Here is a 14,939-nt window from a genome sequence, read left to right as displayed (position 1 = left end):
TGATGTGAAAGCCACGGAGTCTGGATTCGATATACAAGGTGTGTTGGACTTATTGCCACACCGTTATCCTTTTTTATTGATCGATCGCGTTATCGAATGTGATTGTGAGCATGCCATTCATGCGATAAAGAATGTTAGCTTTAATGAACCCATGTTTAATGGGCATTTTCCCGGTAAACCCATTTTTCCGGGCGTATTGCTGTTAGAAGGTTTAGCTCAGGCGGCAGGGTTACTGGGCTTTAAAATTACTCAGCAGAAATCTGACGCTAATGACTTGTACTTGTTTGCGGGCATCGATAATGCGCGTTTTAAGCGCCAGGTAGTTCCCGGCGATACGTTGCATTTTCATGTGACGTTCGAAAAAGAGCGCCGTGGTATCTGGAAGTTTTCCGGGCGCGCTGAAGTCGACGGCGAGCTGGCTGCATGCGCTGATATCATTTGTGCGAGAAGGGAAGTCTAGTGATCCACGAAACGGCAATCATTGATAGCGGTGCATCGCTTGGCAAAAATGTCCGTGTAGGTCCCTATTCAATCATTGGACCCGATGTCACCATCGGCGATAATTGTGATATCCGCTCGCACGTTGTTATTAAAGGGCCGACGACTATTGGTCAGGACAATACCATTTACCAGTTTGCGTCGGTTGGAGAAGATTGCCAGGACAAAAAATATGCTGGCGAGCCGACTCGACTTGAAATTGGCGATCGTAACGTAATCCGTGAATCCTGCACTATCCATCGGGGTACCGTACAAGATCAAAGCCTGACCAAGATTGGTTCAGATAACTTATTGATGGCGTATGTGCACGTTGCTCATGACTGCATTATCGGTGATCACAATATTTTGGCAAATCAGGTGACGCTGGCAGGGCATGTCCATGTTGGCGATCAGGTTATACTTGGTGGTATGACCGGTGTTCATCAATTTTGTCACATCGGCTCGCATAGCTTTTGTGCGGTAAACTCGATAGTTGTGCAGGACATTCCGCCGTTTGTTATGGCGCAGGGGCATAACGCCCGGCCGCGCACGATTAACAGTGAAGGGTTAAAGCGACGTGGGTTTTCGCCCGAGCAGATCCAGAATATTCGCCGCGCTTATAAATTGTTGTACCGTAATAACTTGACGGTCGACGAAGCACTTGCGCGGATCGCTGAATTAAATGAGCCATCGTTAGATGAGTTTTGTCAGTTTGTTCAGCATAGCCAACGCGGCATTATTCGGCCGTAACTCGCCTCACATCCCATTATGACGTCAAACAAGTCGCTCACGATAGCTATTGTCGCCGGAGAACATTCCGGCGATTTGCTCGGCGCCGGTTTAATGCGCGCTATTAAATCTCAATCAAGTGTGCCTGTTCGTTTTGTCGGTGTCGGCGGGCCGCTTATGGCAGAGCAGGGCTTAGCCAGCTTCTTTCCAATGGATGACCTGGCAGTAATGGGCATTGCCGAGGTACTTGCTCATTTACCCAAGCTATTGCGCCACCGTAAAAATCTTGTCAACTATCTGGTAGAGCAAAAACCGGACGTTATGATTGGTATAGATGCGCCTGACTTTAACTTAACGGTTGAACGACGCCTAAAACAAAAGGGCATTGCGACCGTCCATTACGTCAGTCCATCGGTTTGGGCATGGCGCAAAGGACGCATTAAAGGCATTAAGAAATCAGTCGACCACATGTTGTGCTTGTTGCCTTTCGAAAAGCAGTTTTATGACCAGCATCAATTGCCGGCTACCTTTGTTGGCCACCCATTAGCCGATCAGATCCCGATGCAATGGTCGCGTAAATCGGCAAGGGACGAACTAAATATTCAATTTGAGTCGCCGATGTTAGCGCTACTTCCCGGTAGCCGTAAGGGCGAGATCGAGCGCATGGGGCCTTTATTTCTGGCTGTTGCGGCGCGCTTGCATCAACAACATGCGAACCTGCAATTTATTGCGCCGATGATCAGCGACGCCCGTGCTGAGCAGTTGGGGGAAATGCATCAACAGCTTGCCGCCGATCTGCCGTTGACGATAACGGTGGGCAACAGTCGCGATACCATGGCTGCGGCTGATTATTTGTTGCTGACTTCGGGCACCGTTGCTCTGGAAGCAATGCTAATTAAGCGGCCGATGGTAGTGGCCTACCGTTTTAGCGCGGTCACGTACTGGTTAATAAAGCGACTTTTTCACGCGCCGTTTTTCTCGTTACCTAATTTATTGGCTGGCAAAAAGTTAGTGCCGGAGTTGGCACAGGACGAGGCTACAGAAGAGGTCTTAACCGAGCAATTGCAGGCATTGATGCAATCCAGTAATGAGTCGTTGATTAGTACGTTTACTGATTTACATCGGCAGTTAAAAGTAAATGCCAGCGACATTGCTGCAGACGCTATCCTATCGTTAATTAATTCGAAAAATTAGAACCAAAAAGCCTAAATTTACCGCTAATAATACTAAAAAATAGACGCTAAACTGTAGCTATCAAAAATGCAGGAGGTGTTATGGGATTATTAGTCGATGGTCAGTGGCACGATAAGTGGTACGACACCGAAAAACATGGTGGACGCTTCGTGCGGAGCGAATCTCAGTTTCGTGATCAGATTACTGCCGATGGCCGGTTTAAGCCCGAGTCCGGACGTTATCATTTATATGTTTCTTACGCTTGTCCCTGGGCTCACCGAGCGCTCATTTTTCGTCAGTTAAAAGGGTTACAACAGCACATCGATGTTTCTGTCGTACACCCACTAATGTTAGAAAATGGCTGGGAATTTGCGGATAAACCGTTACACGACGCACTTTACGACAGCGACTTCATGTATCAGCTCTACCTTAAGGCGGATCCGAATTACTCGGGGCGTGTAACCGTTCCGGTGTTGTGGGATAAACAAGAGCAAACCATTGTTAATAACGAGTCGGCAGAGATTATTCGCATTTTTAACAGTGCCTTTAATGATTTGACCGGAAATTACGACGACTACTATCCCGAGTCACTTCAGCAGCAGATTGATTCGTTTAACGAGTGGGTGTATCACGATATCAATAACGGCGTTTATAAGTGTGGTTTTGCAACTCAGCAAGACGCTTACGAAGAGGCTTATGAAGCCTTGTTTACCGCGCTTGACCGGGTTGAGGACATTTTGTCGAAGCAGACGTTTCTTACCGGCGATCAGCTGACCGAAGCAGACTGGCGGCTGTTTACCACGTTAGTACGCTTTGATGCAGTCTACTTTGGTCATTTTAAGACCAACCGCCGGCGGATTGTCGATTACCCCGGCACCTGGCGCTTTGTGCGACAGTTGTACCAGCATCCGGGAGTTGCCGAGACAGTGGTGATGGACCACATTAAACGGCACTATTATGGTAGCCACAAAACTATCAACCCAACACAAGTCGTACCAGTTGGTCCGGATATTGATTTCATGCAGCCCGTTTAATGAGGTGTGTTATGTCAGATAAAAACAAGTCAGCGATAACAGGTCGTTTTCGGGGGATGCCGGCGCAAGACGGTGCCGGTGTTAAGCTAACGCGGGTGATCAATCAACCGGGTTTAAAGCATCAGGACCCGTTTTTGATGCTGGATGAGTTTCGCTCAGACAACCCGGATGATTATATCGCTGGTTTTCCGCCGCATCCGCACCGTGGTTTTTGCACACTGACCTATATGCTTGCCGGCCAGATGGAGCATAAAGATTCGGTTGGCAACACCGGTATCGTGGAAGCGGGCGGAGTGCAGTGGATGAAAGCGGCAAGGGGCATTATTCATGCTGAAATGCCAAAACAGCAAGAAGGCCTGATGTGGGGTTTTCAACTTTGGGTTAACCTGCCGGCAGCGGAAAAGCTGTCAGACCCTGACTGGCATGATTATCCTGCGGCGACGATACCTGAAATTAGCACGCCCGACAGCCGCATACGGGTAATTGCCGGCGATTATGCTGATAAAACAGGTCCGGTTAACGCGCCGGGTCGGGAGTTTTTAATGCTGGATGTGATATTAAAACCTGATGCGGAGGTCAGCTTACCATCACAGGGCCAGCAACAGCGTCTGGCCTATGTTTACAAGGGCTCGATCGACCTCAATGGCGAGCGCGTTGAGCGTGGTGAGTTATTACAACTTGATACCGAGGCAGCACTAACGTTGACGGCGCAAGATGAAGCCGGGGTAGTGTTGCTGGCAGCAAAACCCATTGGCGAGCCAATTGCTCAGTATGGTCCGTTTGTAATGAACTCGTCGGCTGAAATTGAACAGGCTATTAACGACTATCAACGCGGAACCCTGGCGGCCAACCAGAAATTAGCGTAGGCCGAGGTTGCTGGTTTGTTCCTGTAAATAGTTATAACGCTGTTTGTGACTGTCCGATAGCGGCAGTCCCTGCAGCGTTTTAAAACAATTGGCACATTCCCGCTTCAACACCTCCAGCTCGACTTTGCCGGTATTCTGACAATAACTTACTGCGGTTTGAATATAGTTCAGCGCTGCACCACTATTTAAAGGAGCCAGCTGTTGAGCCTCTTTAAACGTGGCCAATGCTTCTTTATATTTATGTTGTTCGTACAAACGAATACCGCGCTGGTGAATATCTCTGAAGGTGGCCTCGGTTTTTGCTGCCAGCTCACGCCGCTCTGACAACAGTTTGCGGGTGTAGGAATCGATAACGTCGTCGCCGTCAGCGGTGGCAGCTAATTCATTAGCTTTTTCAAATTCGCCGAGGTCGAGCAACACAATAATTACGTCGGCTAACAGCTCGGTTGGCACCGGGTTGTTGTTAGATAAATCATCACCGACTGCCTTATTAAGCAACTGCTGTGCTTCACGCAAACGACCATTAAAGGCATCGATTCGTGAGACCAGGACTGACTCGAGTGTTTCAAACGACAGCTCGGAATACACCACATTCTCGTCATATCGTGACCGTTGCAGCTCCATGGTTGCCTCGGTTTGATATTTTGCGACTTTTTGTCGTGTTTCGGCATGCTCGGCCGCATCTAATATCGCACGGAGATAATTACACAGGTGTTGAACGTTTCTGAAGACCGACGTACGTGCTATCTGTAACACGTTATTCATTGCTTGTTTGGCAATCTCAAAGTCGCCGTTATCACGCGCAATGTTAGCTAGCTGCGTCTGGCGATTTATCGAGAACGGTGCCATATTAATCGATTGCCGCGCGCTGCTAAGCGCTTCTTCATTATCTTCTAATAACAAATAGCATTGTGTTTTTATGTCTTGAGCTTCGATTGCATTAGGCAATTTCTTTAACACAGCTTCGGCAATCTGCAGGGCATCTTCGGGACGCTTTTGCGACAGCCGGACTTCCGCCAGCTTAAGCTGAACCCACGGTTGTTTGCCTTCTGCCATCACCTGTTTAATCGCGGCTTCGGCCTGCTCCAGTCGTCTGGTTTTATTAAATAGTTCAATTTGCAGCTTTTGACAGTAGCCCGAGTAGCGGCTTTGTGAATCAATATGGCGCTGACAGGCATTAATACAGGCATCGTAGTCCTGCTGATACAGTGAACGGAAAACATCTTTAAGCCACATTCTGCGCTTGTAGGCACGCACTAAGCGCGAGCGCAGTACGCGATGCGAGAATGGCTTTGTCAGGTAATCATCGGGTTGGTGTTCGAGGGCACTCAGCACCATGGGGCGGGTATTATCACCGGTGATAATAAAAAATATAGTGTCTTCTTTTAAAACACCGCGGTGCTTAAGCTCTTCCAGTACCTGACGGCCATTTTTACCGCGGCCAAGGTTGTAGTCCACCAACATAACGTCGAATGGCCGCCGCACATAGGCAGCGATACCCGCCTCGCCGGTACGTTTAGCTTCAACTTCCTTGGCGCCAAGGTTCAGTAGTAATCCCTTTAACATCACCTGAAAAGCTTTCTGATCTTCTATAATCAAGACGCGCTTATCGGCGAGTTCGACAGACTCACTCATGATGTCTTATTGTTATCCTTTTAACTCACTGACCATGTTAGGTTAATCGCTATTGCGTCGCTTTACTACGGTACTTATCGACTTTTTGCTTAAAAAGCTGAGGGATTTTTTATGTTAGCAGCCCAGATAAAAGATGGACAGATTGAATGGCAGACCGATGCCGACGTACAACCGCAACAATTAGCTGCGGATGAGGTGCAAATTCGTATCGCGTTTGCCGGCGTTAATCGTGCCGATCTTATGCAAGTAGCCGGCGCCTATCCGCCGCCTGCCGGGGCATCATCGGTGCCGGGATTAGAGTGTTCGGGAATTGTGACCGCAGTAGGCAGCGATGTAACGAAGTTAAACATTGGTGATCGGGTCGCGGCTTTGTTGGCCGCCGGTGGCTATGCCGAGTCGGTAATTGTTAGCCAGCACCAGGTATTAACATTGCCGCTAAGCTGGAGTCTGGCGCAAGGTGCTGCCTGGCTGGAGACCTTTGCTACTGCTTATTTAAATGTCTTTATGCTGGCTCAACTAAGCACGACCGATGTGGTGTTTGCGCACGCGGGTGCCAGCGGTGTTGGTAGTGCGCTGATACAGTTATGCCGAGAGCAAGGCAATCCTATTTATGTTACCGCGAGTGGTGACGATAAGTGTGCTTTTTGCGAAACACTTGGCGCCACCAAAGCGATAAATCGGCAGCAACAGGATTACGTTGAGATCCTCAAAGTACATGGCGGGGTCGATGTTATTCTCAACCCTGTTGCAGGTGATTCGATTGCACGGGATCAAAAAATTCTTAACCAGGACGGCCGCATTATATTGATTGGCTTGATGGGCGGCCGCGAAGGCTCCGTCGATTTTGGTCGCATGTTAATGAAGCGACAGCAGCTAATGGGGTCAACGCTAAGGGCCTTGCCCAGTGCTCGAAAAGGGGAAATCTTGACTGCAATGTGGCAGCAGTTTGCAGAAGCATTCAGTGCTGGCCGGGTCAGGCCAATACTTGATAAACAGTTTGATGCGCGCGAAATCAATGATGCGCTAGCCTATTTAAAAGGCAATAACAGTCAGGGCAAAGTCGTTGTGAAAATAGCTGAATTGGAGGATAGCCAGAACTGACCTAAAAGAAAGCGTGGTGGAGGGGGCAGGATTCGAACCTGCGAAGGCTGAGCCGTCAGATTTACAGTCTGATCCCTTTGGCCACTCGGGAACCCCTCCACACGAGGCGCGTATCATAGCAGTCTGATTGGTTGTGTAAAGGGCTAAAAAGAAAAACTTAAACAATTGCTGTCGTTGCCGATAACCCGGTTAAGGTTCTTGGGTTAGCGGAATTATGCCAGTAAACACGTCAGCAGCACACACAGTTGAATCCAGCGCACAGGCCTTTTTTGACCACCGGGCCAGTGCGGCTATGGCAGAGGGGCATGGTGCCGAGTTTGCATTGTGGTTAGCTGCTATGGGCGAGCAACCGATAAACGATGACGCGCCCGAATCCATTAACTGGACCAGGGAAATCGGTGCTGCCCGGGCTCGACCATTAGGCTATGATCAAGCAATAGTAGTAGCCTCCGGGGTTTACAATCAGGCAAACCAACTGAGTGATTTTAAATTACAGGATGCTGTACACCCGCAGCCGCTTATTGCCAATAGCGATCCGCAACGCTTACCACTGGAACTCATCGCAAACCTCGACTGGCAAACGCTACAACGACGCAAACGCAAGCAGCAACCCGAGGCGTTGCCTAAGCGCCGCCGCGATCCGGCCCAGCTTTATGATGTATTGCAGCAACTGGGGATAGAACCCAATCAACAGCTGATGTAAGCTTAGTCATATTAACTAACTATCGATAAGTTGTTGTATTGGCATGAGCCAGGTTCACCCGCAAGATGACGATAAGATAGATGCGTTTGTGGAACACCTATGGTTACATCAAGGGGTGAGTCAGAACACTCAGGCATCCTACCGCAGCGATTTAAGACGTTATTGCGATTATCTCGGGCAATGCAAACTACGGTTGCTGGACACCACAACCGAGGTGCTGCAGGATTATTTACTATGGCGCCGGAGCCAGGGGCTGTCGCCGCGGAGTACCTCACGTTTTTTAAGCGCAATAAAAAAGTTCTGCCAGTTTGCGGTTAAGCAAAGCTGGCTCAGTAACGATCCAAGCGCAAAATTAAAACGCCCGAAACTTCCCCAGTCAATTCCTCATTCATTAAGCGAGCAGGATGTCGAATCGCTATTGAATGCGCCTGATACCGACAGCGAATTGGGTTTACGCGACCGCACCATGTTAGAAGTACTTTATGCCAGCGGACTGCGTGTGACCGAGTTGATTCGTTTGCAGTTGCAGCAGGTATCACTGCAGCAGGGCCTGGTACGTATTATTGGTAAAGGTGATAAAGAGCGACTGGTGCCGCTAGGTGAAGAAGCACTGGACTGGTTGCAACGCTACTTAAAACATGGGCGTCCGGCGCTTTCAGGTAAGTCCAGCCCATGGATTTTTATTACGCAACGCGGTACCTTACTGACGCGCCAGGCGTTCTGGTACCGTATAAAACATTATGCTCAGCTTGCGGGGATACAGGCTCATCTGTCGCCGCATACGCTGCGCCATGCTTTTGCAACGCATTTACTGAACCACGGAGCTGATCTTCGCGTGTTACAAATGCTGCTGGGGCACAGTGATTTATCCACCACACAAATTTATACTCAGGTAGCGCGGGAGCGGTTGCAGAGCCTGCACTCACAGCATCATCCGCGCGGTTAATTACGAGCAGGCAGTTACGAGGACACTATGAAACGAATTTTTTTTGCAGCACTGGGGATTAGCAGCTTATTAGGCTTAAGTTTGTCAGCGTCTGCTCAGCAGCCAGATACCAGTCGCCTGGAAGCGCTCGGTATTCAGGTCGCCGGTATTGCCGAAACCTCCATTGATGGGCTCTATGAAATTACCTCTAATCAAGGCATTTTTTATGTTTCTGAAGATGGTACCCGGCTTATCGCTGGTAATCTTTTTGACGTAACACAAACGCCACCGAACAACCTAACCGAATCCGCCATGGCGAACTTACGTAAGGCTGAAATCGAGAAAATTGAAGACGAGATGGTGGTCTATCCGTCATCTAAAGAGCAATATGCGATTACTGTGTTTACCGATACGACCTGCGGTTATTGCCAACGTATGCACGAAAACTTAGGACAATACCTCGATAAGGGGATCACGGTTCGTTATTTGGCTTTTCCCCGCGGTGGTTTAAATAGCAAAGGCGGGCAGCAGTTGCAGGCGGTGTGGTGTGCAGAAAAACCAAAGCAAGCACTAACGGCCTTTAAAAATGGTGACTCGGTTAACAGCCCGAGCTGTGATAACCCGGTAGAAAAACACTATCGTATGGGGCAGGCATTTGGTGTTACCGGTACCCCCGCTATTGTTCTGCCTGACGGGCGTATGTTGCCGGGACTGCGTACTGCCGACGCATTGCTTGAAGCCATGCAGAATTAATCAGCGCGATGACTGATTTTGTAATTAGGCGGCACGCGCGCGTAGATGAAAGTCATTTACCTGAAACTCTGCCGCCATTAATCCGTCAAATCTATGCCCGGCGCGGAGTCGAGAGTGCTGAGCAGTTGCAGTTGTCGGCTAAAGGTTTGTTGCACTTTGACAGCCTGCAAGGTGTCGACAAGGCGATTGATATTCTGGTGCAATCGCAGCATCGGCATATCACTATCTGTGGTGACTTTGATGCCGATGGCGCCACCAGCACGGCGTTATTGGTTACCGCACTAACTGAGCTTGGCTTTACCCGGGTCAATTACCGTGTACCAAACCGAATGACCGAGGGTTATGGTTTGTCGGTTGCCATGGTTGAACAATTAGCAGCACGCGGCACTGAGATCATTATAACGGTCGATAATGGTATTGCCGCCAACGAGGCTGCCGAGCGAGCTCAGCAGCTAGGGTTGCAGGTAATTATTACTGATCACCATTTGGCGCCGGCAACCTTGCCGCCAGCCGATGCCATCGTTAACCCTAACCAGCCCGGCTGTAACTTTGCCAGTAAAAATTTAGCCGGCGTCGGCGTTGCCTTTTATCTGATGTTGGCTTTGCGCGCACGCTTTCGGGAGCTGGGCACAGAGCAATTACCGAGTTTGGCTAACTGGTTAGATTTAGTTGCTTTGGGCACGGTGGCTGACGTGGTACCGCTGGATTACAATAACCGGATCATGGTACAGCAGGGGTTAGCGAGAATTCGGCATGGGGTTTGTCGCCCCGGTATTGCCGCGTTGTTAGAGGTGGCCGGGCGCGATAGAGCGCAGCTACAGGCGGCAGATTTGGGCTTTGCGTTAGCCCCACGAATTAATGCCGCGGGCCGACTGGATGATATCAGCCTTGGCATCGAGTGTTTACTGGCTGACGGCGAGCGAGCTGCTGAGCTCGCGCAACAACTTGACCAGTTAAACCGCGAACGCCGGTCTATCGAGGCAGGGATGCGTGAGCACGCCGAGCAAATTGTCAGTCAGTTACAGTTTGATAATCAGGGCCAGGTGCCGGATCTGCTTACCTTATACGAACCTGACTGGCACGCTGGTGTTATCGGTATCGTAGCGGGCCGGTTAAAGGATAACGTGAATCGTCCGGTGGTCGTATTTGCCAGTGAAGACGAAGAAACGTTAAAAGGCTCCGCGCGTTCGGTTAAAGGCTTGCACATCCGCGATCTACTGGAACGCATAGACACAGTAGAACCTGGTATAATTACACGTTTTGGCGGCCACGCAATGGCAGCTGGCTTAACCTTACCAAAGCACAAATTAAGTGAGTTTACCCGTGTCGCCCAGGCAATCGCCAGTGACTGGCTTACCGAAGAGCAAAAAGAAGCGGTCTATTGGTCTGATGGTGAGCTAAACGACGACCAGTTAAGTTTAGATAGCGTATTACAATTGCAGCAAGCCGGTCCCTGGGGGCAAGGGTTCCCGGAGCCGTTATTTGACGGTCAGTTTTATGTGGTGTCGCAACGCATCGTAGGCTCACAACATCTAAAATTAGTGTTGCGTAGCCCTGCTGGGGGCGTGCTTGATGCCATCGCTTTTAACGTTGATACACAAGTGTGGCCTAATGAGAGCATTAGCCACGTTGAAATTCTATACAAGCCGCAATTAAATCACTTTAGAGGTCGTACAAACGTGCAGTTGCTGGTAGAGCAAATTCGCCAAGTGCGATAAACTGTGCGCTTTCAAAATTTCTGTAGACAAAATCGGGTGATCATGTTCGAAACTAACGCGACTTATAATCAGATTAAAGACATGCGTGAGCGCAGTGAAGCGCTTAGGGGGTATCTTTGACTACGATACCAGGAAAGAACGCTTAGAAGAAGTTACGCGCGAGTTAGAGCAGCCGGAAGTATGGGATGATCCCCCCAAAGCACAAGCGCTGGGTAAAGAGCGCGCCGCGCTCGAACAAGTGATAGAGACTTTAGATACCCTCACACAGGGTCTTGATGATGTCGAAGGCCTGGTTGAGTTGGCGGTTGAAGCCGAAGACGAAGATACGTTTAATGAAGCTGAGGCGGAACTTGCCGAACTGTTAAAAGCGTTGGAAAAGCTTGAATTCAGGCGGATGTTTTCGCGCGATAATGACGATTCCGATTGCTATGTCGATATTCAGTCTGGCTCGGGCGGCACCGAAGCGCAGGACTGGGCGAATATGTTGTTACGCATGTATCTGCGCTGGGCAGAGGCGCACGGTTTTACTACCGAAATAACCGAGTTGTCAGAAGGTGAGGTTGCCGGTATTAAATCAGCCACCGTGCGGATCGCCGGTGAATACGCCTATGGTTGGCTGCGCACGGAAACCGGTGTGCACCGGTTAGTGCGAAAATCACCGTTTGATTCAGGCAATCGTCGCCATACGTCGTTTGCATCGGTATTCGTTTATCCCGAAGTTGACGACGATATCGAAATAGAAATTAATCCGGCGGACCTGCGCATTGATACCTATCGTGCCTCAGGTGCAGGCGGACAGCACGTTAACCGTACCGACTCGGCAGTGCGGATCACGCACGAACCGTCAGGTATTGTGGTGCAGTGTCAGAGTGACCGTTCACAGCATAAAAACCGTGACTCGGCAATGAAGCAGCTAAAAGCGAAATTGTTCGAAATGGAGCTGCAGAAGCAAAATGAAGACAAGCAGGCACTGGAAGATACCAAGTCGGATATTGGCTGGGGCAGTCAAATCCGTTCCTATGTGCTGGATGATGCGCGCATTAAAGATCTGCGCACCGGCGTAGAAAATCGAAATACCCAAGTGGTGCTTGACGGCGCCCTGGATCCATTTATTGAAGCCAGTTTAAAAAGTGGCTTATAAGCGACCGAATAGAGGAAGACAGTATGACAGATAAATCGCAATCACCCGACGTCGACGTAAACGAGCAAATCGCACAGCGAAAAGCGAAACTGACGGCGCTCCGTGATAAGGGCATTGCGTTTCCTAATGATTTTCGTCGCGACTCGCTAGCTAACGATTTACAAGCCGAATACGGCGAGGCAACAAAAGAAGAACTGGAAGCTCAGGGTGTTCGGGTAAAAGTTGCCGGACGCATGATGACCCGTCGTATTATGGGTAAGGCAAGTTTTGCCACGATCCAGGATATGAGTGGTCGTATTCAGTTATATGTTGCGCGGGATAACCTGCCTGAAGGCTACTACAACAGCGAATTTAAAAAATGGGACCTGGGTGACATCGTCGGTGCCAGCGGTACACTGTTTAAAACCAATACCGGTGAGTTGAGTGTGCAGGTGGATGACGTGCGGTTATTGACCAAAGCACTACGACCGTTACCCGATAAGTTCCATGGTCTGGCCGATCAGGAAACACGCTATCGTCAACGCTACCTTGATTTGATTACTAACGAAGCGTCGCGCAATACCTTTGTGGTGCGTTCAAAAGTTATCGAATACATTCGTCGCTTTTTGACGGAGCGTGAGTTTTTAGAAGTTGAAACGCCGATGATGCAAACCATCCCCGGCGGCGCTTCTGCGCGTCCGTTTAGCACCCATCATAATGCGCTGGATATGGAATTATTCCTGCGGATCGCACCGGAACTGTATTTAAAACGTTTGGTTGTGGGTGGCTTCGAGAAGGTATTCGAAATTAACCGTAATTTCCGTAACGAAGGTTTATCGACTCGTCATAACCCTGAGTTCACCATGCTGGAGTTCTACTGGGGCTATGCGGACTATCATGATTTGATGGATATCACCGAGCAAATGCTGCGCGGTATCGCCGAGTCTGTGCTGGGCACCACCACCTTCACCAGCCAGGGCGTTGATTACGATTTCGGTAAGCCGTTTGAGCGCATGACGGTACTGGAAGCAATTCTTAAGTACATGCCGGAGCTAACCTCGGAGCAATTACAGAGCCGTGAGTCGGCGGTACAAATTGCCGAAGAGGCGGGTATTGAGGTACAGCCGGGCTGGGGCTTGGGTAAAATTCAAATAGAAATTTTCGAAGAAGTGGCCGAACATAAGTTAATTCAGCCAACGTTTATCACGGCATACCCGGCCGAAGTATCACCGCTGGCACGCCGTAACGATGACGACCCGTTCGTTACCGATCGTTTTGAGTTCTTTGCCGGCGGCCGCGAACTGGCAAACGGTTTCTCGGAGCTTAATGATGCCGAAGATCAGGCTCAGCGTTTCCGTGATCAAGTAGAAGCTAAAGAAGCGGGCGATGACGAAGCGATGTTCTACGACGAAGATTACGTTACGGCGCTGGAGCATGGTATGCCACCAACTGCGGGCGAGGGCATTGGTATTGACCGTTTGGTGATGCTATTAACCGATTCACCATCGATTCGCGACGTGCTGTTGTTCCCGCACATGCGTCCGAAGGCTGACTAAATAAACTTGCTTTAAGGCGCAGCGTGATTGGGGCTTTGGTTTCTGTTGCTGCGTGCAGGGTTTAGGGTAGGCTCGCCAAAGGGTGTTGGAGGCCATGGATGGCCGGAAACAAGCGTACATGGATGTACTTGCAGCGTCCCTTTGGCGAGCCTACCCTGAACACTGCAAAACGCAGCGGCAGAGACCAAAGCCCCCTACATCCAGCCACGCCCTCTATGCCAACGCCGCCAACACGACAAGCCCAAAACAGCTGATCAAACCTATTACCGAAACCCATTTCGGAATAAAGCGCTGTTCATTGCTTACCTTCAGGGCCGCGATGTTGGTAATGCCGTAGTAAACCAATACGGTGAAAGCGCTGAGTGTCCAGGCCGATTCTATACCGCCTAATAGCGCAATAATCGCCATTATTGCGAAGGTTAACCAAGTAGCGGCCGGGGCAGATTGATTATCCTGGCTCAACTTCGCCAGCGCGTTTGGTAGGTCTTTGCGGCGACCCATGGCCAGGATGACACGCGAAACGCCCAGTACCAGGTTGAGTACCACGCCACTCATGGCTACAACACCGCCAATGACGACTAGCCAACGCCAGCTTGGGTCGCTAATAAGATTGGCAATGTTGAAGTTACTTTGCTCGAACGATGCGATACCGCCGAGGTGTAAAATCGCCAGCCCAACGGCGATATAAATGGCGCTGAATACGGCCAGGGTTAGGACTACGGCTTTAGGGATGTTGCGGCGTGGTTCTGTAATTTCTTCACCCATGGTGGCGATGCGGCCGTAACCGGTAAAGGCGACAAACATGAGTGCGGCGGCGTGGAATAACGATAATGAATCGGCTGATACTGTTGCTGAGTTTGTGGTTTTTTGTGCACTAAACGCTGCGATTATAAAGGCAGTCAGACCTGCCAGACTTATCAGCACCAGAACAATATTAAGCCAATTGGTGCGACGTACGCCGGATAAAACAAAGATCGTTAATAGTAGTAACAGTCCAACCGCTATGAGATTAACGCTCCATGCGCTAAGACCCATTGTCACGCTGATATACCATGCTACCGCCAAAGCTGCGGTGGCGGCTGATGCGCTCTTGGCAATAATGAATAGCCAGCCTGCTTTACATTCTGGTGCTGTTTACTTTGGAAAATT

Annotated in this window: 14 protein-coding genes and 1 tRNA gene; 12 read left to right on the top strand and 3 right to left on the bottom strand. The window is 49.8% G+C overall.

Annotated elements, in window-relative coordinates; translation table 11 throughout:
* The first annotated feature begins 4 nt into the window (after positions 1–4).
* The 5 genes from fabZ (at position 5) to KZ771_RS05845 (ending at position 4,279) form a co-directional block, all read left to right on the top strand.
* Complete coding sequence (gene fabZ, locus KZ771_RS05865; protein WP_290654648.1) at positions 5–460, top strand: 3-hydroxyacyl-ACP dehydratase FabZ; 456 nt, start codon at positions 5–7, stop codon at positions 458–460.
* Positions 460–1,227, top strand: coding sequence for an acyl-ACP--UDP-N-acetylglucosamine O-acyltransferase (lpxA, locus tag KZ771_RS05860; RefSeq protein WP_133538163.1), 768 nt, complete (start codon positions 460–462; stop codon positions 1,225–1,227). Before fabZ ends, lpxA begins: the two co-directional genes overlap by 1 nt.
* 18 nt (positions 1,228–1,245) lie before the next feature.
* Positions 1,246–2,400: a lipid-A-disaccharide synthase gene (gene lpxB, locus KZ771_RS05855; RefSeq protein WP_290654647.1), complete on the top strand. Its 1,155-nt coding sequence runs from the start codon at positions 1,246–1,248 to the stop codon at positions 2,398–2,400.
* 80 nt (positions 2,401–2,480) lie between these two features.
* On the top strand, positions 2,481–3,413 hold the full coding sequence (locus tag KZ771_RS05850) for a glutathione S-transferase family protein (protein WP_290654646.1): 933 nt from the start codon (positions 2,481–2,483) through the stop codon (positions 3,411–3,413).
* 11 nt (positions 3,414–3,424) lie between these two features.
* Positions 3,425–4,279 carry a pirin family protein gene (locus KZ771_RS05845; protein WP_290654645.1) on the top strand — a complete coding sequence of 285 codons (855 nt, stop codon included), beginning with the start codon at positions 3,425–3,427 and terminating at the stop codon, positions 4,277–4,279.
* Here KZ771_RS05845 and KZ771_RS05840 read toward each other — a convergent pair.
* The gene (locus tag KZ771_RS05840; RefSeq protein ID WP_290654644.1) at positions 4,271–5,914 is read right to left on the bottom strand and encodes a tetratricopeptide repeat-containing response regulator; all 1,644 of its coding nucleotides are present in this window, start codon (positions 5,912–5,914) and stop codon (positions 4,271–4,273) included. The two genes, KZ771_RS05845 and KZ771_RS05840, sit on opposite strands and share 9 nt — an antisense overlap.
* Positions 5,915–6,025: 111 nt before the next feature.
* On the opposite strand from KZ771_RS05840, the gene KZ771_RS05835 reads away from it, so the two are divergent.
* A complete protein-coding gene (locus tag KZ771_RS05835) occupies positions 6,026–7,015 on the top strand; it encodes an NAD(P)H-quinone oxidoreductase (protein WP_290654643.1) in 990 nt (329 codons plus the stop codon).
* Positions 7,016–7,029: 14 nt separating this feature from the next.
* Here KZ771_RS05835 and KZ771_RS05830 read toward each other — a convergent pair.
* A tRNA-Tyr gene (locus tag KZ771_RS05830) sits at positions 7,030–7,114 on the bottom strand.
* 115 nt (positions 7,115–7,229) lie between these two features.
* Here KZ771_RS05830 and KZ771_RS05825 point away from each other — a divergent pair.
* The 6 genes from KZ771_RS05825 to lysS all read left to right on the top strand — a co-directional run bounded on the left by KZ771_RS05825 (position 7,230) and on the right by lysS (position 13,790).
* Positions 7,230–7,718 carry a VC2046/SO_2500 family protein gene (locus KZ771_RS05825; RefSeq protein ID WP_290570378.1) on the top strand — a complete coding sequence of 163 codons (489 nt, stop codon included), beginning with the start codon at positions 7,230–7,232 and terminating at the stop codon, positions 7,716–7,718.
* A 43-nt stretch (positions 7,719–7,761) separates the two neighbouring features.
* Positions 7,762–8,664: a site-specific tyrosine recombinase XerD gene (gene xerD / locus KZ771_RS05820; protein WP_133538170.1), complete on the top strand. Its 903-nt coding sequence runs from the start codon at positions 7,762–7,764 to the stop codon at positions 8,662–8,664.
* Between the two features lie 27 nt (positions 8,665–8,691).
* Positions 8,692–9,396: a bifunctional protein-disulfide isomerase/oxidoreductase DsbC gene (dsbC, locus tag KZ771_RS05815; RefSeq protein ID WP_290570375.1), complete on the top strand. Its 705-nt coding sequence runs from the start codon at positions 8,692–8,694 to the stop codon at positions 9,394–9,396.
* A gap of 8 nt (positions 9,397–9,404) precedes the next feature.
* Positions 9,405–11,114, top strand: a complete 1,710-nt coding sequence (recJ, locus tag KZ771_RS05810) for a single-stranded-DNA-specific exonuclease RecJ (protein ID WP_290654642.1) — start codon at positions 9,405–9,407, stop codon at positions 11,112–11,114.
* Between the two features lie 42 nt (positions 11,115–11,156).
* Positions 11,157–12,255 (top strand): peptide chain release factor 2 gene (prfB, locus tag KZ771_RS05805; RefSeq protein ID WP_133538173.1). Its coding sequence is split into 2 segments (ribosomal slippage): positions 11,157–11,231 and positions 11,233–12,255, totalling 1,098 coding nucleotides; the frame shifts between segments, so codons are not numbered across the junction.
* A gap of 23 nt (positions 12,256–12,278) precedes the next feature.
* Positions 12,279–13,790, top strand: a complete 1,512-nt coding sequence (gene lysS / locus KZ771_RS05800) for a lysine--tRNA ligase (protein WP_290570371.1) — start codon at positions 12,279–12,281, stop codon at positions 13,788–13,790.
* Positions 13,791–14,003: 213 nt separating this feature from the next.
* Here the strand turns inward: lysS and KZ771_RS05795 are convergent, their stop codons facing one another.
* Entirely contained in the window at positions 14,004–14,888 is an 885-nt protein-coding gene (locus KZ771_RS05795) for an amino acid permease (RefSeq protein ID WP_290654818.1), read from the bottom strand.
* Between the last annotated feature and the right edge of the window lie 51 nt (positions 14,889–14,939).

This window comes from Idiomarina sp., assembly GCF_019431395.1.
Lineage (GTDB): Bacteria > Pseudomonadota > Gammaproteobacteria > Enterobacterales > Alteromonadaceae > Idiomarina.
This window is presented reverse-complemented; position numbering and strand designations above follow the sequence as displayed.